Origin of the sequence: Burkholderia sp., assembly GCF_018375725.1 — a bacterium.
In the GTDB taxonomy this organism is placed as follows: domain Bacteria; phylum Pseudomonadota; class Gammaproteobacteria; order Burkholderiales; family Burkholderiaceae; genus Burkholderia.
The window spans coordinates 73,954-90,889 of the sequence record NZ_JAHACR010000001.1 but is presented as its reverse complement, the minus strand read 5'-3'; the positions used below and the strand labels follow the sequence as shown (position 1 = coordinate 90,889).

The 16,936-nt window shown below is 57.2% G+C and carries 16 protein-coding genes; 6 read left to right on the top strand and 10 right to left on the bottom strand.

What is annotated here, in order from left to right; all coding sequences use genetic code 11:
* Positions 1-12: 12 nt before the first annotated feature.
* Positions 13-411 (top strand): hypothetical protein, encoded by a 399-nt coding sequence (locus KH616_RS00510; protein ID WP_021161031.1) that lies wholly within the window; start codon positions 13-15, stop codon positions 409-411.
* A gap of 56 nt (positions 412-467) precedes the next feature.
* Here KH616_RS00510 and KH616_RS00505 read toward each other — a convergent pair whose 3' ends face one another.
* The 6 genes from KH616_RS00505 to KH616_RS00480 all read right to left on the bottom strand — a co-directional run bounded on the left by KH616_RS00505 (position 468) and on the right by KH616_RS00480 (position 5,888).
* Entirely contained in the window at positions 468-1,475 is a 1,008-nt protein-coding gene (locus KH616_RS00505) for a hypothetical protein (RefSeq protein WP_292232778.1), read from the bottom strand.
* Between the two features lie 322 nt (positions 1,476-1,797).
* A complete protein-coding gene (locus KH616_RS00500) occupies positions 1,798-2,487 on the bottom strand; it encodes a polymer-forming cytoskeletal protein (RefSeq protein WP_292232776.1) in 690 nt (229 codons plus the stop codon).
* A complete protein-coding gene (locus KH616_RS00495) occupies positions 2,484-3,095 on the bottom strand; it encodes a hypothetical protein (RefSeq protein WP_292232774.1) in 612 nt (203 codons plus the stop codon). The genes KH616_RS00500 and KH616_RS00495 overlap by 4 nt, the downstream gene beginning before the upstream one ends.
* Before the next feature lie 300 nt (positions 3,096-3,395).
* Complete coding sequence (locus KH616_RS00490) at positions 3,396-4,670, bottom strand: hypothetical protein (protein ID WP_292232772.1); 1,275 nt, start codon at positions 4,668-4,670, stop codon at positions 3,396-3,398.
* Positions 4,671-4,735: 65 nt separating this feature from the next.
* Positions 4,736-5,374, bottom strand: a complete 639-nt coding sequence (locus KH616_RS00485; RefSeq protein ID WP_292232770.1) for a hypothetical protein — start codon at positions 5,372-5,374, stop codon at positions 4,736-4,738.
* A 112-nt stretch (positions 5,375-5,486) separates the two neighbouring features.
* Entirely contained in the window at positions 5,487-5,888 is a 402-nt protein-coding gene (locus KH616_RS00480) for a hypothetical protein (protein ID WP_292232768.1), read from the bottom strand.
* 124 nt (positions 5,889-6,012) lie between these two features.
* Here KH616_RS00480 and KH616_RS00475 point away from each other — a divergent pair, with 124 nt between their 5' ends.
* Positions 6,013-6,915: a PD-(D/E)XK nuclease-like domain-containing protein gene (locus KH616_RS00475; protein WP_292232766.1), complete on the top strand. Its 903-nt coding sequence runs from the start codon at positions 6,013-6,015 to the stop codon at positions 6,913-6,915.
* Between the two features lie 11 nt (positions 6,916-6,926).
* Here the strand turns inward: KH616_RS00475 and KH616_RS00470 are convergent, their stop codons facing one another.
* Together KH616_RS00470 and KH616_RS00465 are read right to left on the bottom strand one after the other, a co-directional pair.
* Positions 6,927-7,469, bottom strand: a complete 543-nt coding sequence (locus KH616_RS00470) for a DUF882 domain-containing protein (RefSeq protein WP_165487686.1) — start codon at positions 7,467-7,469, stop codon at positions 6,927-6,929.
* Positions 7,470-7,642: 173 nt separating this feature from the next.
* Positions 7,643-7,846, bottom strand: a complete 204-nt coding sequence (locus tag KH616_RS00465) for a hypothetical protein (RefSeq protein WP_046196416.1) — start codon at positions 7,844-7,846, stop codon at positions 7,643-7,645.
* Between the two features lie 1,059 nt (positions 7,847-8,905).
* On the opposite strand from KH616_RS00465, the gene KH616_RS00460 reads away from it, so the two are divergent.
* The 3 genes from KH616_RS00460 (at position 8,906) to KH616_RS00450 (ending at position 12,955) form a co-directional block, all read left to right on the top strand.
* Positions 8,906-10,243, top strand: a complete 1,338-nt coding sequence (locus tag KH616_RS00460) for a replication initiation protein (protein WP_292232763.1) — start codon at positions 8,906-8,908, stop codon at positions 10,241-10,243.
* Between the two features lie 1,011 nt (positions 10,244-11,254).
* Positions 11,255-11,920 carry a ParA family protein gene (locus KH616_RS00455; RefSeq protein ID WP_042976009.1) on the top strand — a complete coding sequence of 222 codons (666 nt, stop codon included), beginning with the start codon at positions 11,255-11,257 and terminating at the stop codon, positions 11,918-11,920.
* A gap of 6 nt (positions 11,921-11,926) precedes the next feature.
* Positions 11,927-12,955, top strand: a complete 1,029-nt coding sequence (locus KH616_RS00450; protein WP_042976010.1) for a ParB/RepB/Spo0J family partition protein — start codon at positions 11,927-11,929, stop codon at positions 12,953-12,955.
* 280 nt (positions 12,956-13,235) lie between these two features.
* Here KH616_RS00450 and KH616_RS00445 read toward each other — a convergent pair whose 3' ends face one another.
* Positions 13,236-13,520 (bottom strand): hypothetical protein, encoded by a 285-nt coding sequence (locus tag KH616_RS00445; RefSeq protein ID WP_021161041.1) that lies wholly within the window; start codon positions 13,518-13,520, stop codon positions 13,236-13,238.
* Positions 13,521-14,030: 510 nt separating this feature from the next.
* Positions 14,031-14,555, bottom strand: coding sequence for a hypothetical protein (locus tag KH616_RS00440; protein WP_021161042.1), 525 nt, complete (start codon positions 14,553-14,555; stop codon positions 14,031-14,033).
* A 604-nt stretch (positions 14,556-15,159) separates the two neighbouring features.
* Here KH616_RS00440 and KH616_RS00435 point away from each other — a divergent pair.
* Positions 15,160-16,770, top strand: coding sequence for a replication initiation protein (locus tag KH616_RS00435; protein ID WP_046196417.1), 1,611 nt, complete (start codon positions 15,160-15,162; stop codon positions 16,768-16,770).
* The last annotated feature ends 166 nt before the right edge of the window (positions 16,771-16,936 follow it).

Below are 16,936 nucleotides of genomic sequence, written 5' to 3'. Positions count from 1 at the left end.
GAAAGCTCCCCGATGAACCGCATCGCGCTACCAACCGTTGACGACTACAAGCGCCTCTACCAGCAGGAGAAGGCGGAAGTCTATTCCGAAGATAAGTGGGCCGACACGGCGTGGATTTACGACGCTTGCGTGCTTGCGTGGAAGGGTCTCGTATATGCCGTCGTGCTCGTCCCGGTCGTCGCGTTCTGGGTCGCAGCATCGGATCCGCAGCACGCCCGGGAAATTCTCAATCAGGGCAGCGTCGACGATCTGAAGGCGCTGCTGTTCCGGTATTTCGTCGGCTTCTTTGCGCTGAGTGTCTTCGGGCATGCCCTCTTCTACCGCTGGACCCTCCCGGCAAAGATCAAGCGCCGAATTACGGCAAAGGTCGTTGCCCAGTACATCAAGGACGACATCCGCAGCGGCCGCTAATCCGCGTCACCATGCGGCGAAGTCCCCGGATCTATGGACTTCGCCGTTCCAATGACCTACTGGTTCATCGCTATCAGCAGCGGCAGATTGAAGAGCCGCGCGAACCCTTCCGCATAGCGGTGTTGCAATACAGGCTCTCCCGTTCCCTTCGTCCACCACAGATTGGACAGGCCGACGATCATATCCGGCTTCTCGCGGCCGATCGAATACAGCACTTCCCAAGGCAGGAATTCCTCGTAACAGAAGAGGAAGAGCGCGCTCCGACCGTTAATTGGCACCACCCCGCGCGCAAACCAGTCAGCCGGGTAGTGGTACTTCGACAGCGGATTCCACTCGGCAACGGGAACCGTTTGGCGTGCCTCGAAGATGGACTGATGCACGCCGCCCGGCCAATATTCGTACTCCCGTGCTTGATTAGCCATCCCGGCATCCGTGAGCTCGTTCGAGCCGAATATCACCGAGACCTTGTCCCTCTCGGCTTCCTGCGCAATCATGATGTCGATCGCGCCCTGCTCGGACGAATCGAAAGTGCCGATGATGCTCTCAGGGAACACGATCACCTTGGCCCCGACCTTTGAAGACTCGTGGATCGCACGATTCATTTTGACCAGCGTTCCGGGAACAGTTTCCGGCGTCTGCACTCCCCAAGTGGTCGACACGGCCAACCAGTCCCCGACCCGCGAATGCTGCCTCTCCTGCAGGGGCGAAAGGACGAGCGACAGCACCACTGCACCGGCGACCGCGAACCGTCCTCGCGTGGTATGGGCGTAGGCTCCGAGCAGCATCGTCAAACCTAGGCCAAGACCGAGGCCGATCCACTTCGTTCCTGGAAACCAGAATCCCCAAGTTGCGATCAGTGTGCCGGGCAGAAATGCTCCGACCGGAGGGTATGCCCACAGGACCGTCCACGCCAGAATTGCGATGGCCTTCTTCTTCGGGCTCTCCGTGTTTTTTGGGTACAGCGCCGCAACTGTCGAACTGAAGGCAAGGCCATACGCAGATCCGGCAGCAATCCCCAAGAGCCAGGACCCACCGAAGAACTGTCCGGCGCCACCAAACCCCATGATTCCGATATCCAGGCCATATCCAATTCCGAGTAGCCACGCCTGCATCCGAGACCGACACATGACCATGAAAACGGGGAGGAGCGCGGCCAGTAGTGGAGCGGCGCCACTGCGCCAACTAATCGAGCAGACAGCGACCCCGAGAAGAAACGTACATCCGTACGTCACGGTCGTGTTCTTCAAAAGATCCTCGAGGCGTCTGCGCCACCCCCCTGCATACCCTAGAACGTGATCTGCCATCCCACCTTGCTCCAAAAAGAAAATGCCGCGACGGTCTTACAAGACATCGCCGCGGCTTCAATGCGCAATCCGGAATATCCGGTCAGCTGGTGTATCGCATACCGTTTCCGGCGGCATAGCCGTCTTGCTGACCGTGAGTTTGCTGCGCCGGTCCCTGCTCTCTTTCGGCAGGCATGACGATCCGTAACGGGGCATGACTGGAGAAGTTCGCGACCGGCGAAGGATTGTTGGCCAACGCGAGAGGTGCGCTCGGTACCTGGGACTGCTGCGGCGCCTGGTCGCGCTCAGGCTCCTGGCCAGGCGGCTGCCACGTCGCGGACGACTGCTGCGGAGCCGGCTGCGCGGCTTGCATGTCTGCTTCCGCGATACGCTGGATCTGGCCGCTCACGTTCGTGGACGAAATCCCGTTGTGCTGAATGTCTGCATGTAGCTGGGCGATGTGGCTCACCAAGAGACCGTCTGCCATCTCGCAACGGACCAACGCCTTGCGATTAGGCATGCCAACCTGGCCAAATATGAGGCACCGCCCCTTCGCGAACACGCTACCCTCGATGATCGCGTCCCGATCGATCACGAGCGTGCCGCCTTCGCTGTAGACGTTGCCCTTGATCACACCGCCGATACGGCCGCCCTCCTTGAGGCGTAACGATCCGTCCGATTCGATCGTCGCTCCAACTGGGAAAATCGTCGTCACGCGTTCAAGCGTGGGGTCGATATTCAGCACGAACTGAACGATATCGACCTGCTGATCATTGCTCGTTGCATTACTCATTTGGAGTCACTCCCTTTCGAATCGGACGCTTTGATGCTGGACTGCCCACCCACCAGGATGGGGGAACTCTGTTCCGAAGGCTGCTGACTGACCTCACGCTCTATATGCCGCCGAACCTCCGGGACCGGATGTCCTCGACGATGAACCGGCAGGGGCGGCGCCGGCGGAATTGGCAGAACAGGAGTAGCCGACGCCATTACGTTCGCCGGCACTGGATTGACGGTCACCGACTTAACGGGATCAGCCTTCACCTCCACCGATGTAACCTTTGCCGGTTGGGCTACTTGCGCAGCTGCTGCGGCCGGCTGAACTTGCGGTTGTGGCGTGACAGGAACACTTGCTTGAGCAACTGGCGCCGGATCAGTAGCGGCTGACTGCACCTTCGGCTGCGCGGTGGTTTCTTTCGCCGGAGCCGTGCGCTGGCTCGGTGCGGACATTGTCACGGCGTTCGGGCCGGGTTTCGGCGGCACGTGCGCGGTCGGAAGGAAGCTTTCGATGAACCTCCCGCCTCCATGCAACCAGATATCCCCGCCGACCATCACCACGAATACCACGGCCACGACTGCCCAAGCGGTTCGCATCCGCTCAGCATCCAGCGGCTTCATCACGAAAAGCGCACGCCACGTCCCTTTCGGTACGACAACAGGTTCAGACGAAATAGGCGCAGATCGAACGACCGCTTCCGGAGCCGGTCGGGAACCCACTGCACGCGGAGCTCGGGCAACGTCCGGCGCAGCCGCCTTCGGCTGAACGGGCTGAACCGGCGCCGCGGCTGGCCTCGGAGGAGTCGGTGTAGCAGAAGTTCGTGGAGACACACCGGGCGAAGGGCCATCGAGTCGAATCGAAATCGTCGACCCGATCACCCGCGAATCAAGTTCTTCAAAGGCCATAGCTTTCCTTTTGATCCATCAAAACGCTGCAGGCACCGCATTCGCACGCGGCATTTCCGGGATACCGGACAGGGCGGTGGCCACGACTCGCGGAATCGCTGCGCTCACTGGCGGCCGAGCGACCGCTGCGGCCCCGATGCCCTTGACTGCCGTTTCCACGAGAGGAAGAGTCTTCGGGCGGTCTTCGGAAACCTTGAGCTCCACATCCGGATCCTGGGACTGAGAGTGCGTCGGCGCAGCTTCGCCTTCCGGTCCGCCCGCCAATGCAGCAGCACGCATCCGCTCGCGAGCACCAGCAGCAGGCCCCACGGCCGACCAGCGGGTCGTTGCACCGTCCGTTTCGAGTACGCCAGCCACCGCCTGCCCATTCGACAACTTTTCACAGGAGTTAACGGCGGCGCCCTCGAAATGTTGAGCGTTTGCTTCCTGCGAAGAACGTCGAGCGTCCTTTGCGTAGAAGTCTTGAACCTGTCCAAACTCCTCTGGCGGGGCAAACTGCGAGTGCTTCTTCAGTTCAAGCATGGCAGCCTCGAGTCCCTCTTGATCGAAGCCGGCCTCCAGTTGCTCCTTTTCGTGCTCCCGGGCCATCTTGACCGCCTCGATGGGGCTCACTCCACGTAGCACCAAGTCGGCGTAGAAAACCGGACCTTGGGCCGAGTCCATCGATGCAGTGTTTCGCATCTTCAGCGACATCGGGATGCCGACGAGTTTTCCGCCGAACGCACCATGCATCGCGTGAAGTTTGGCGACTAGCGTCTGACCAGTGTTTTTGCCAGACGAATGCAGTACGAAGACCGAGAACTGATCACCTTGGCCGTCGATACGAAATTTGAACGAGGTCCGGCGCTGGCAAAGCACATCCTGGCTGTTGCCGAACGGACATCGGTCGCAGCCCGGGCACTCAGTTGCGCCGGTCCGATTTGCGTCGACGATCCGAATCGCGTTCTTGCCATCGCCAACACAGACCCGTTTTCCGTCCGAAAGACGGCGGGCCTCGAACTGTTGCGTCAGAAGCAACTCGGGGTTGTTGTACGGCAGCAGGATCGGGATCTCACGCAGCAGATTCGGCTCTTGGTTTTCTCCGTCGGCCTGTCTGTTCTCCTTCTGCATTTTGAGCAGCTTCTCGTGAAGAGCATGCTTGACCCACGTGCCGTCGAGTTCCTTTCGCCGGGTATGCACCTCGAAGTAATCGAAATGCAGAAGTTCGTCCGCTGCCCCCGCCTCGCCAGGGCGAACATCGCCCATGCGAACCGTGCCGAGAATAGGAGTGTCGAATTCGAGTCCGGTAACCATTGCTTCCTCCGTAAGTCAGTGGAGGTCATTTCATCAGATTGCGATCCAGTTTCTAGCCCTTTCGTTCAGTGGCGCGTTTCGTGACCCCACACCGCCGATTTTCCCGTCAGGAAGCGAATGCTTTCGTCCAGTCGCGCAATCTCCCCACCGACATCTCCACCGTTCCGTGCCGGCACATCGATCACACGGACGCTAGATCCGTTGTGGAAATGGACACGGTAGGTTTGATCGACGGTGGTGATCGTGACACCGTCGATTTCGCTCTCGTCGGCGATTGTTCGGGTACCCGTGCTGATCAACATTCGGCGTGCGTCATCGATTGCCGCGTCGATCCACTTGGCCTGGCCGATAACGGCACCACCGAGTTCGGTCATATGGAAACCCAAATAACCCTGAAGCTTCAGCACCATCGTTTGCCAAACGTCCGGCGCCGGGAGGCTGAATCGCGAGCCTCCGTTCGTCTCTCGCGCTACCACGCCGATCGCCATGACGACTTCGGGCCAAACCTCTCCAGGCGCGATCGCATGGACATATTGTTCGATGCTTGCGGTACGGTTGTGCATGGCGAGCGACACCATTTCGCGCTCGAATTCCTTCATGGTCTCCGGCGAAATCACCGTTGCACCGGTAAGGGGAATTAGACGATCCAATGCGCGAACCCGGTAGGGCGTTGCTGCCCGTAGGATCCGCGTAAGTTCGGTCATGAAAAGATACTGTCCGCGAATCGACTCCGTCTCGCATCGGCGATTCCTTGGCAAGAGGATCGGCACACCAAACAGAGCTCCGCTATGCGTCCCAATTACGTGTTCGGTCATGTCAGATTCCCAGAAAGAATGAATTGTTGGTATGTTCGAGCGCGTTCGGAACATCGCGAACAAGCCCCACTGTACGAAAGATCACCGCAACCTCAGCCTGATCCAGACGCGGAAATTCCCTACAAAATTCTGTGAATCCATGCGTCTGTGATGACACCACGCAGCCCTTCTCGTCTTTCAGCGTCAAGTGATCCGGATATCTGTCCGTTGCAGACAAGAGCGTCGCGAGTGCCCGAGCACGTAGTAACGGAGGATTGCCCACGTTGTTGTAGATGGATCGGATTTCCTGGCAGACGTCGGTTGGCTGCGCGAAGTGAGTTTTTCCGAACTGCTTGAACGTCTGCTCGACGAATCGTTGTAGATCCGCGGCGCCAGGTCGGGATAGAGAGTTCACACGTTTCATGGGATCGACGATACGCGATCACTTTCGGATATCTAGTCCTCTCGCGATGGGACAACTGACTCACGAGGCCCCTTGAAACATCAACTCTCCCCTGTACGCTGTATTCAAACAGGAGAGGTATCGAATGAATGCACGAGCGCAGATCCAGCATCAAGTCGGCCAGACCATCTGGAGCGGACAGAAGAAAATCACGTTCGGTCGCGATCCGGACAGCTACACCATGGCGGTAACCGACGATGAGTATCACGGAGATACCGAGCACGTTTCGTCGACGCAACTCAAATCGATGCTGAAGACGCCGCAGCATTTTCTTGCGGCTGTTCAGGGCGCAGGAAAGGACACGGCAGCGCTTGAGTTCGGCAGGCTGGCTCATATGGCCGTGTTTGAACCTTGGCGCTTCGAGGATCTTGTCCTCCCCTTTGACGGCGAGTTCAACCGGCGCTATCGCGAGTGCAAAAAGTTCGTCGCAGACCATCCGAATCACATCGTCATTGGCCAAGACAAGTACGACGCGCTTCTGGCCATGCGGAATGCTGTCCGCTCGCATCGGTTTCGCGGCCGAGCGCTCGGGGAATGGTTCGATGAGGGTGAGCCCGAGAAAGCAATCTACTTTGTCGAGAGGGTCACTGGCGTCAAATGCCGGGTCAAGGTCGACTGTCTGCACCCGGAATTCATCTTCGATCTGAAGTCGACTCTGGACGTGCTTCCCCGCTCGTTCAGCTCGGTCGTTCAGAACTACCACTACGATATGTCTGCGTTCATGTACCAAACGGGGGTGCAGTACTTCACCGGGGGCGATCGTCCGTTCATTTTCGTGCCCGTCGAAAAAGAGGCGCCCTATAGCGTCATGACCTACACCGCGGGTGATTCTCTGCTCGACAACGGGGCCCAGAAGTTTGAGGATGCGTTGAATCGGCTCAAGCACGCACGCGAGCACGACTCGTGGCCGGGATACGCGGGGGAATTTGTGCTCGAGATCGATCGGTGGCACGAGTACAAATCGAACCACCACATTCTCGGGGACTGAGCCGCGATCTACTAGCCTGCCCATGTCCGAAGCCGACCACTGTCGACGTGCACAAAATGCTTAGTGGCGTAGTACCCCACGCCACCTCCGCGCAAATACATACCGAGCCTCGCCAGATAGTCGGTAGGAACGTCAGGAACACGAATGTCGGCAGCTCGACCGACAAGATGCATGGAGTTTCGAGCGGCCCCCTCGGTCACGTTGTTCGTAGCGTTCGTCCGATATCCGGACGTTACGACGATCGGCCTTTCCATCCCTGCCTGCGCGAACCACCCATACACACCGCAGAGAATGTCCAAGAGCGTCGGGTTCATCTGAACGATAGATCCGGCACGGACATCCCGCAGCAACGTGCAACACTGCACGTAGGCGTCAACGACCAGTTGACCGTCCGCCCAATACACCGTCCGAACCTCTTCGCCGGTCTCTTTTCTCTTCAACCAGAGAGCCCGCGGCCGCGACCAGTAGTCGCCACTCTGTTGCGCAAAAACCTCCGGAACCCATGCGGCAGCGGTCAACAGCGCAGTGCTCCGCAGAAACCGACGGCGGGGCATGCTTTCGATCGAAGGCGGGGTGAGGAGATTTTCCATCTCCGCATTTTTTCTGGACTTTGGCGCACCATCCAGTGCGAAACGAAGCCCATCGAGGGCCGCTTTCCAACCGCTGTGGCGGCCGAATCATGTGAACCCCAATAGAAAAAGGGGAGAAGCTTACGCCCCTCCCCTTCTTACACATGGTGATGATCATGCCCGTTTTGCTCTGCGTAGTACGTGGCATCAGCTTCGATGTTGCGCCGATCTTCCTCAGCGGCGTACCACTCTGCTTGTTCCCGCGCACGCTTCTGCTTTGGCGTTTCGTCCAGGTCAAAAAAACCTGCGACGAAGCAAAACAGCACGAACAGGCCGACTGCCCATTCAAACAACGTTTTCATATCTGCTCCAAGGTGTTGCGGAGCAGCTCAACCCCGGGGGTGAGATGCCCCGTAGGTCGGTAAGCCGGTTTCCCGGATGGGCTGGATCCCCAGCTGGTCAGTTGAAACAAGAATCTTCGTCTCAGTGTGAGGCCTCATGGTATCGAAGGGTCTACTCAATGGCAACGACGAATAGCTTCTCGCCAGGAATTGTCCACAAGGTCCGACGACAGGTTACCGGTTCTACAGGAGTGGAGCCGCGTTTGTATACATTCTTTAAAATATTACAGTCCTTGTTTAATTGTTTGGCGTGCGCCGTGCCGTGTGGGACAGGCGATGGCGGGAGGAAAGGTAACCAGTCATACAGGAAAGGGAGCCATTCACACGGCACCTCGTCGGCTCCAGGTTGCCATCTTTGCGAGCACACGGTACCCGAATTTACGGCACGTCATGTAAAAGCGGTTACCTGCGAGCAAACGTTGCACATATCTTGAGCATGCTGATGCGTGGTCGTCAGGTAACCGGATTTACTGCCGGGCTGCACTCTTGGTGCGAGTGTGATGTTCCAAAACCGTCATGCTGTGGAAAATTTGCAACGAAATCAGCACGGGCGAAAGAGAACTACTTGAGTTCTCAGCAAGAAGAAGTCAGGCGGCAAAGGTAACTATTTTTACCGCGCTTGCCACCTGCGAATCGAAGGCCTGTTACACCGGGCAACCGCGTCCGTAAAAGCGGTTACCAATCCGTCGGGGCGGGGATGAGCAGGGTACCTTCAGACCCAACTGGTTACCAACTTTATGGATTCCAGAAGGGCTTTCCGTCGGAAGCTTTTCGTTCCACCGTGATGGTGGCGAACCGGGTGAATTCGCCTTTTCGTACGAATAGGCCCCCGAATGGACGTTTCTTTCCCTCTTCCCTCCGTGTTGCAGTCCGTATATTTTTGCTTCCAGTCAAGAAGTTGCCGTTGCCATTGAGGGGATAACGGTACTAGGAAAACAGCGTCGCATGCGCACCGCATGGACTTCGTTTTGAGAAGAGTTTCCGCGCCTGGGCGCTACTCGGTATTGGGATCGGCAGGAAATGAGCGACATCAGTACAAGTTCAATTAGGCAACTGGCAGTCACAACTAGCAAGGCAAGCGTTCCTGTGGAGAAGCGCAGCACGCCAGTCACGATGCGCAAGGCTAAGGAGGCGATCTTCGTCTTTCCTGAAAAGCCGTTGTCCGTACTGCAGCGTCGCTTGTTCAACGCGTGCGTCTATTTCGCGCAGCGCAATCCAGGCGTTCAGAGTTGGGTCGTTCAGTTGTCCCAGCTTGAGCCGATCATCGGGTACAACGATTCGAGTAATCGTCGGTACATCATGGGCGAACTCATCAGCCTGATGAAGGCCCATGTGATCTGGGACGCGACGGTAAATCCTCAAGACAGAAGACTCTCGGCCTCTACCCTTCTCGCCGATGTGACACACCTGGTCGATCAGCGAGCCTATGAATTCTCTTTCAGCCCGAAGCTTCGAGAGGTCCTCCTAAATCCGGAAATTTGGCAACGCATCGACCTCGCCATCTCCCAGCGATTCCGTTCGATGGGCACCGCGCCGCTCTACGAATGGTGCAAACGTTACGAGCGCACGGGACTTACGAGTCGCTGGGCCTGGGAAGACTTTCGCCACGCCGTCGTCGGCATCGTTGAGGCGGATTCGATCTACCAGCAGTACAAGTTCTTCAAATCGAAAATTCTCAAGCGAGCGATCGCGGAAGTGAACGATCTCTCTGACATCGAAGTGACCTTGAAGGAGTACAAGAACGGACGGGTGGTCGAGCAAATTCAGTTCGAGGTTCGGAAAAAGAACAGTGCCCGGCCAGCTCTCGAGAGCGAACCGGAAGAGTTGAGCAGCGTGCCATCCGTGACGGCCCTCCTCGAGGACGTGCTTCGACTGGGAGTAACACCGAACCGAGCAGCCCAGATCATCAACGAATACACACCGGGAGACATTCGAGCGGCGCTGAACCATACCGTTCTCCGTGACGCCGCCACGAACATGGAGCCTCTAAAGAATCGTGCATCCTTCTTCATCTGCAGTCTGGAGAAAGGGTATGCAAAGCCGGTCCCTCTTCCTTCGGTCGTCGCCAAGACGGAACCCTCAGCCCCTGCGTTGACCGATGCTTCCCTTCGTGAAAGCTTCATGCGCAGCCGAGATCCTCTGGCCGAGGCGTCCTTTCTTGCTATGGCGCTCGATGAACAATCTGACGTTCTACACGACTACAACTCACGAGCTTCACACGAACAGCTGCGCTACGATCCCGCCAAGAAATCGAAACTCTCAAAAACTGCATTTATCCGCTATCTGAATCTTCGTCTATGGGGCGAACCCTCAGACGCAGACGTGTATGCCTTCCACTTTCCCAAAGCGGTAGCGTAACCCAACCCTTGTAGCCCTTCTCCTCCGAAGGAATACCACTCGCACCGGGGGGGCTCTCGCCCCGGTTCACCGCTGCCCTCCCCTTCCCAATTTGATCGTAGTCGCGAAAAGGCCCAGGCCAGTTATAGGCCAGCTTCGGCCTTTTTCCGGCCACCTTGTCTATTTCAACGATCGACAAAGCGAAATTCCACCTCCCCGCGTTATTGATAGGCCATCTATTGGCCAGTAACGACCAATTAACGGCCTTTCAATGATTTCCTGACAGAAGAGGCCGAATACAGCCACACGCGCCGCACCGACATTCGCTTGGTGGCCGTCGGAGAGGGCCAAAAGAGTCTATTGCCTGCAACCATTCACTTTCGCATGTCGGGTCAGAGTTTCAGCGCTGAAACCAGTCGCCCGAGCCCATCCGGAGCAAGAGAAGCAATCCGCACCCGCACTTTCAGCGCTGAAAGTGGCGCCTTTGGTCACGGCAACCCTTGAGTCCCTTTAGATGTTGACTGCGCGGCATTCCAAGCAGTAACGCACTCCCATGGATCTTGCTCAGTGACCACGCAACTTTCAGCGCTGAAACTAGACCGATACTGAAATGCACAGTGGCTGCAACTCAACCAAGCCGTCAGCGTTGAAAGTGTTTGGCGTAGCTACCTGAGTGTGATTCAGCCGACCGTTGACACAACAGCAACCCGAACGTTTCATGCTTTGGAGCCAATTCTTGACTGGCGGCTACGGATGTCAAGCGGCGCAAGTTTCAGCGCTGAAACCAAGCCTAGTGCTCGTATTTGTTCTCCGGCTTCCTTTATGTAGACAGTTGCCGCTAGGCTGCCGGCCGCGCCTCTGCTTCGTTCACCGTGCGTATCGAGTTTCAGCGCTGAAACTCGATACATGCCTGGGTGTTGGAGCGTTCGTCCATCAGTTTCAGCGCTGAAAGTGACTGTCGGCCTGCGTTCTGTCTTGATTTTTGTATCGTTGCGATATATTGTTCCGAAGAATCTTTTAAAGGAGGGCTGCATGGGGATGGTATTTGCTGTCGCCAACCAGAAGGGCGGGGTTGGGAAAACGATGATCACGCTCAATTTGGCCGGAGCATACGCGCATGATGATCCGAGCGCTCGCGTCCTCGTCGTCGATGCGGATTCTCAAAACACGTCGATGCGATCATCTGGAGTCGGCGAGGAGCCATATCCTTTTGTTGTGACGAATATGGCGGCCGCCGGAAAAGGACTCGGCCGGGAGATAGGTCGAATGGCACAAGACTACGATCTTGTGTTGGTCGACTGCCCCCCAAGCGTCGACAACCCGAATACCGAGAATGTTCTCCAGGTTGCCAATTTCGTTCTGATTCCAATGGATGCTTCGCCGTCCGACGCCTGGAGCACGCAGGGGATGATTCAGTTGGTCCGTCGGGTCATTGGTCCGGATCCCAAGCGATGCGGAATCGTCTTCAACAAGGTCAACACCAAGAGGGCGTCCTACCGGGACGTCAGCGAGGTGATCTCCGAGGGCAGTCCGTACCCGGTATTGAAGAGCGTAATTTCGTTGCGGGAGGTCTACAAGACCGCAATCGGTTTCGGTGCGACAGTATTCAGCGTGAAGGGGCAGGCAACCAAGCCGGCCCGCCAGGAAATCACGAATGTCGCGATGGAAATGTTGGGAATTATGGGAATTTCGGAATAATTTCATATGAGCGATCAAAACCAAAGCCCGCCGCAACGCAGAAGTCTCGTGTCATCGCTCCGCAAAGGTATGGACATGGAGCGGGGCGCCGTCGACGCCAGACTCGATGCTCAAGAGGTCGGCGCTGCCCCGGTAGTTGGGGCCGACTCAACTCTTTCGCCGGCAGTTCCGGCGTACGGTGGCCGTGGCAATACCTCGTCCGTTAAGCCTCGCCTCACGTTGCCACTGGGCGAACTCGTTTCCAATCCATACAATCCTCGTACGTTCTACCGCCCCGAGAAGGTCGACGAGCTCGCAGTAAAGATGAAACGCGACGGGCAGTTGGAAGCAATCAAGGTTACCGAGAACGCGCGCTTCCCTGGTAAGTACGTGATCATCGACGGCGAGTATCGTTTCAGGGCAAAGAAAAGCGTCGCGGATGGGTTCATCGACGCCGAGGTCTTCCCCACGCTGAGCGATCGCGACCTGTTCCTGATTGCGAACAGCCTCAACAAGGATCGCACGCCTCAGAGTTTGTTCGATGATGCGCTGGCGTACCAGAAGCTGCTCGACGAAGGAGTATTCCCGGGTCAAGATGATCTGGCAGCCAGTCTCGGCATCAGCGAATCGCTCATGTCGAAAATTCTGAAGCTGAAAAAACTGCCAGAAACGCTGTTGCGCCGTATGGCCGAGGCTGACGAGCCGCTGGGAATTACTCATGCGTACAACATCGCGCTGATGTTCGAGCGCAAGGGATTGCACACCGCGGAGGAGGTCCTCGACAAGGTTCTCGCCGGCGAGATGAGTTCGAAGCATCTGCAAGACCTGAACTCCCGCAACGACAATGGCGAGGCGTCCCGGAAGACGCGTGCTCACTATCTCGCTCGCGTCCAGTTTGCAGGAGCCGACGGCACCGAATACGGGCAATTGAAACGGTTTCGGGACGGACGCACCGAGCTCAAGCTCACCGGTCTCTCAGAAGAGCAACAGGAAGCACTGGGAGAGCGGCTGGAGGCCGTCGTGAGGGAGTTCATGGCTGGTAGTTCGGACGCGTAAGGCGCCCATAAGCGTTTTCAACCGGATTGCGGCCGATCACAAGCTTGCTAAGGAAACGAGAAGAGGGGAGGGCGAATGCTGCGGCTGAAGAGTGCGATTCGATTGACGAGAGAGGAGGGGCAGATATTCGAAACCCTGACTGGGCTGTCAACGCTTCCGACAAGCATTGCCCAATACAACCGAGCTCTGGAGACAACGGCTCGGCATTACCACCTGCTGGCCGCGCAAGAGGACTCCGCAGATGCGGAGCTTCTTGCGCGGATAGCAGAAGGGGAACTGATTATGGCTGAGCCGGCATCAGTACCAGACGAGCGATGACGCTGCTCGCATAACGCCCGATTCCAGGCGCGTCGCAGAGCGTTGTCAGCTCTTTCGCAAAGCCCTTTTCCACCAGAATCTCCACCACCTCTTCGAGGCATGAGAGATCGCCGACGAGCGACGGATACCGGCGGAAGTTCTCGAGCAGCTTCTCCGGATACTTGCCAGCGACCTCGAGGAGGTGACTGTGGGCTTCCGAAATAGCTTGGCGACGCAGGGCACGTTCCGACATAACGACGTTCGACATGACAATCTCCATAGGAGCTTGCGAAGACGTCGTTCCCCACGAGGGAATCGAGTCCCCGCATGGGTTGAAAACACGCGTGAGCCGCATCCCGATCAAATCGAGATACAGCCATAGCAGTGGCATTGCAGATGACAAGCCGTCAGAAACGACGACGTCAGACAGGAAAATCCCGAAGGACTTTCTAGGCTACCGAAGTAGCAAGCCGTCCACCAAGGGACGAGCAAGATCCAATGGATCTCGCGGGAAAACCAGGCACGCATGTGTCCCGAATCCAGCTTGCAACGGAGGAAGCGAGCAAACCCAGGAGGGCTTGGAGAAAACCTTGGGAAAGGCCTTGAAGCTTTTCCCAAGATCTCCCCGAGTGGATCTGCGTTCTAGGAAGGGCTCGAAAGGGTGCGAGTTCCAGCTGCTCGGTACGTCAATGCCCGTATTGTTTTTGAGTGCAGCCAGAAAGTCAAGGGGTTACTTCCTGACAGGAACTATGATGCCTTAGCAGATAAATAATTCTCGTCAGTTTGCGTGGGCGGTAGTCGGAACGGCCTCGAGGAGCATCAACCGTTTGGTCAGTTGTTCCTCGACCCATGATGACTTGCTTTCTGCGGTAGCCGGTACGGAACCAGCCAGTTCGCCCAGCACTTGGCGTGCCTCGGCCGGCGAGTTGGCCTTTTGCTTGAATCGCTCGACGAGGTCGGTATCCAGCCACAGGGAGGTTCGCTTGCCATCAGCGAGTCGAACTGGAACAGACTTGCGTCGTTGTCGTTTTTTTCCGCGGCCTTCCTGACTCTCGCCGGTCGCAGAAACCACTTCTTGCAATGCCTCTTTCACCGCATCTTTCACGTCGGCCCGCGTGACCCGATCTGCCATGCCCGCGGTCGACGTAGACGACGCTATGGCCGCAAGCCTCTGGTTCACGATTGGCGTAAAGCCGAGCACGAATTCCGCCAGCGCAACGCCGGTCACGCCCGACTGCGTGAGCAGCCGGACGGCTTCGCCAAGCAGGAAGCGCGCATTCGCGTCGGTGAGGTCAGATGACATAGTCCAGGTTCCAGCCTGGAGTGTATCAGCATAGGACTATGTGGGGCTAGTCGGTCAGCCAGAACAGGCTATGCCTTGCGATCTGGTCCTATATTGCACAGTGAACCTATGCAGAAATACCATTTTACGCTATGAAAACTTCGCATCTCGCATAGGAGCATAGCCTATGCGGCTATACCATCTATCGCGGAGCGCGCCCAAGAATAGCCGTATGACACGGTCCGAAGGCCCCGTCGAGACTGACGGCGCGGTGGTTTGGGGATTGTGGGTGTTGTTTCTACAGGACCCACGTTTGTGTTCCGACAAATATTCTCAAAACTTCCCAACTTCCGACTCGTCAGAGCCTTACCAGATAAGGCTTTGACGTTGGGATGATGGTATTTTGGCATAGCTGGGATGGTGTTCCTGCCGGGGCATGATGGTAAGTCCGCCGTGGCATCGATGGCACTTTGGCATAGCCGCGATGTTCAGCGGCTCAATCGATGGTATTTTGGCATAGGAGATCGGTGGATAACTCGAACGATGGTTGGCCAACGCTGGTCTTCACCATCATTAGACGCTATGATGTTGACGCATTTCAACATGCGACCACACCACTGCACCGATGCCAAAGAAGCCGCGCCAACAAAACCTTCCACCAGAACAGCAGGGCCCCGGACTCGAACTCAAGTGGCTGGAGCAGGAGAACGCCCCGGATAGCGACAGCTATGAGGTGCTCGCGCGTGACGGGGAACCAGGTACGCCCCAGACGCCGCTGTTTTCGGCCGACGAGCTGTTCCTGCCAGAGCGCCCCGGCACCTATCGCAAGCCTGTCGCGGCTATTCACGCTATTCCGGTCCAGCGCGACAAAAACCTGAAACTGTCTGCCCGCAAGCTCATGGACGCGCTTGCGCTTGCCGTGCAACTCGATTTGCGCGCACGCGGCCGGGAAGCAGCTCAGACGCTGATCCGAAAGATCCGTGAAGATCGCGCGGCACCCCTCTTCGAAATCCGTACTCATCGGCTGGCCGAACTCGCAGGCCTATCGACCACGAATAAGGATCGGATATACGACACCCTTGCAGAACTGCTCAACTTCCAGTTCATCTGGAATGTGCTCGGCGAGGATGGCAAGGTGCAGTACGAGTCTATCGCAGCATTCATTATCCGTCGTGACAAGGGCGTCGGCAATCAGGCTGGGATTACGCGGTTTGCTTTCGAACCGGAGGTACTTTTGTGGTTCCTCGAACCGACGATGTGGGCGAACCTCAACTGGTCAGTAATGGCCAGTTTCGGGCGTGACGCGGGCTCGGGCGAGGCCGCTTTCGGCCTGTATCAAAATGCGTGGCGCTATATAGGAACCAACGCCAAGGTCACCCCGATACTGGATCTTGCGACGTGGATAGACTTGATTCTTGGCCCCTCGCGATTCGTGGTCATCGGCGAGAAAAAAGAAAAGCAGGCCCGCGAATACGGGGAGTTCAAGCGAACCTACCTAAATCCGGCAATCGCGATGCTAAACGCGCATCCAGCGCTGACTCACACGATTGCGGCGGAAGAGTTCAAGTCCGGCCGTAAGGTTACCAAATTGCGTTTCAAGTTCACGGAAAAGCGCCAGCAAGCTTTCGAACTGCCCCTTGGTTGGCCCGATGACACAATCCAAAAGCTGACGGATCTGGGTTTCACGGAAAAGGACATGTCGACCTTGGCCCAGCTCTATACCCATCCGCAAGTCAAAGAAGCGATGTCGCGTATGGCGGTCTCCGAGACACGGCTGAAGGCTCGAGGGGAGGTGATTCAGTCCCGCGAAGCGTTCTTCCGCGCCATACTTCGTAATGTATCGAACGAGCAGACTCAGACAGAGGAAGCAGATCAAAAAGCCCTCGAAGAGGCGCGTCGACTTCAACAGCAAACCGAGTTGCAGCGCCGGCAGGAGGCCCTGGAAGCTAAGTTCAAGGCACACCAGCGTTCGTTGGTAGCAAGAGGGTTGCAGTCACTGCCCGAAGACGAGCGCAACCGCCTCATTCAGGCGCACTTGAAGGCTAATCCAGCAGATCGAGCGCTGTACAAGGAGGGAGAAACTCGCGCCGCTTGGCTCATCCTTTTCCAGCAGTGGCTCATCAATGCGAGGCAGGACCTTTTCCAGCAATGGCTACCCGAACTGCATGACAGGGATTTCCAGACCTGGCTCGTCTGGCAGTTCACCGCAAGGACGGACAACGAAGCCGGCGCGTAGGCGGACTCGTTTAGAGCGAAGTGATCCCGAAACTTCTCACCTACGTGGGTTATATACGCCGTGGCGCACTTCATGCACCCATGCGGCCGAATCTTCGATTCGGCCGAACCCCAGGCCTACAGGAAGAGCCCCCGATTCTGCATCAGCGAGACGTAAAAAAACCGGC

Coding starts and splice junctions, on each gene's coding strand:
- KH616_RS00510 (WP_021161031.1), top strand. CDS start 13: ATGAACCGCATCGCGCTACCAACCGTTGACGACTACAAGCGCCTCTAC.
- KH616_RS00435 (WP_046196417.1), top strand. CDS start 15,160: ATGCCAAAGAAGCCGCGCCAACAAAACCTTCCACCAGAACAGCAGGGC.
- KH616_RS00470 (WP_165487686.1), bottom strand. CDS start 7,469: ATGCCCCGCCGTCGGTTTCTGCGGAGCACTGCGCTGTTGACCGCTGCC.
- KH616_RS00440 (WP_021161042.1), bottom strand. CDS start 14,555: ATGTCATCTGACCTCACCGACGCGAATGCGCGCTTCCTGCTTGGCGAA.
- KH616_RS00455 (WP_042976009.1), top strand. CDS start 11,255: ATGGGGATGGTATTTGCTGTCGCCAACCAGAAGGGCGGGGTTGGGAAA.
- KH616_RS00475 (WP_292232766.1), top strand. CDS start 6,013: ATGAATGCACGAGCGCAGATCCAGCATCAAGTCGGCCAGACCATCTGG.
- KH616_RS00465 (WP_046196416.1), bottom strand. CDS start 7,846: ATGAAAACGTTGTTTGAATGGGCAGTCGGCCTGTTCGTGCTGTTTTGC.
- KH616_RS00490 (WP_292232772.1), bottom strand. CDS start 4,670: ATGGTTACCGGACTCGAATTCGACACTCCTATTCTCGGCACGGTTCGC.
- KH616_RS00505 (WP_292232778.1), bottom strand. CDS start 1,475: ATGGGGTTTGGTGGCGCCGGACAGTTCTTCGGTGGGTCCTGGCTCTTG.
- KH616_RS00485 (WP_292232770.1), bottom strand. CDS start 5,374: ATGACCGAACTTACGCGGATCCTACGGGCAGCAACGCCCTACCGGGTT.
- KH616_RS00445 (WP_021161041.1), bottom strand. CDS start 13,520: ATGTCGAACGTCGTTATGTCGGAACGTGCCCTGCGTCGCCAAGCTATT.
- KH616_RS00480 (WP_292232768.1), bottom strand. CDS start 5,888: ATGAAACGTGTGAACTCTCTATCCCGACCTGGCGCCGCGGATCTACAA.
- KH616_RS00460 (WP_292232763.1), top strand. CDS start 8,906: ATGAGCGACATCAGTACAAGTTCAATTAGGCAACTGGCAGTCACAACT.
- KH616_RS00500 (WP_292232776.1), bottom strand. CDS start 2,487: ATGAGTAATGCAACGAGCAATGATCAGCAGGTCGATATCGTTCAGTTC.
- KH616_RS00450 (WP_042976010.1), top strand. CDS start 11,927: ATGAGCGATCAAAACCAAAGCCCGCCGCAACGCAGAAGTCTCGTGTCA.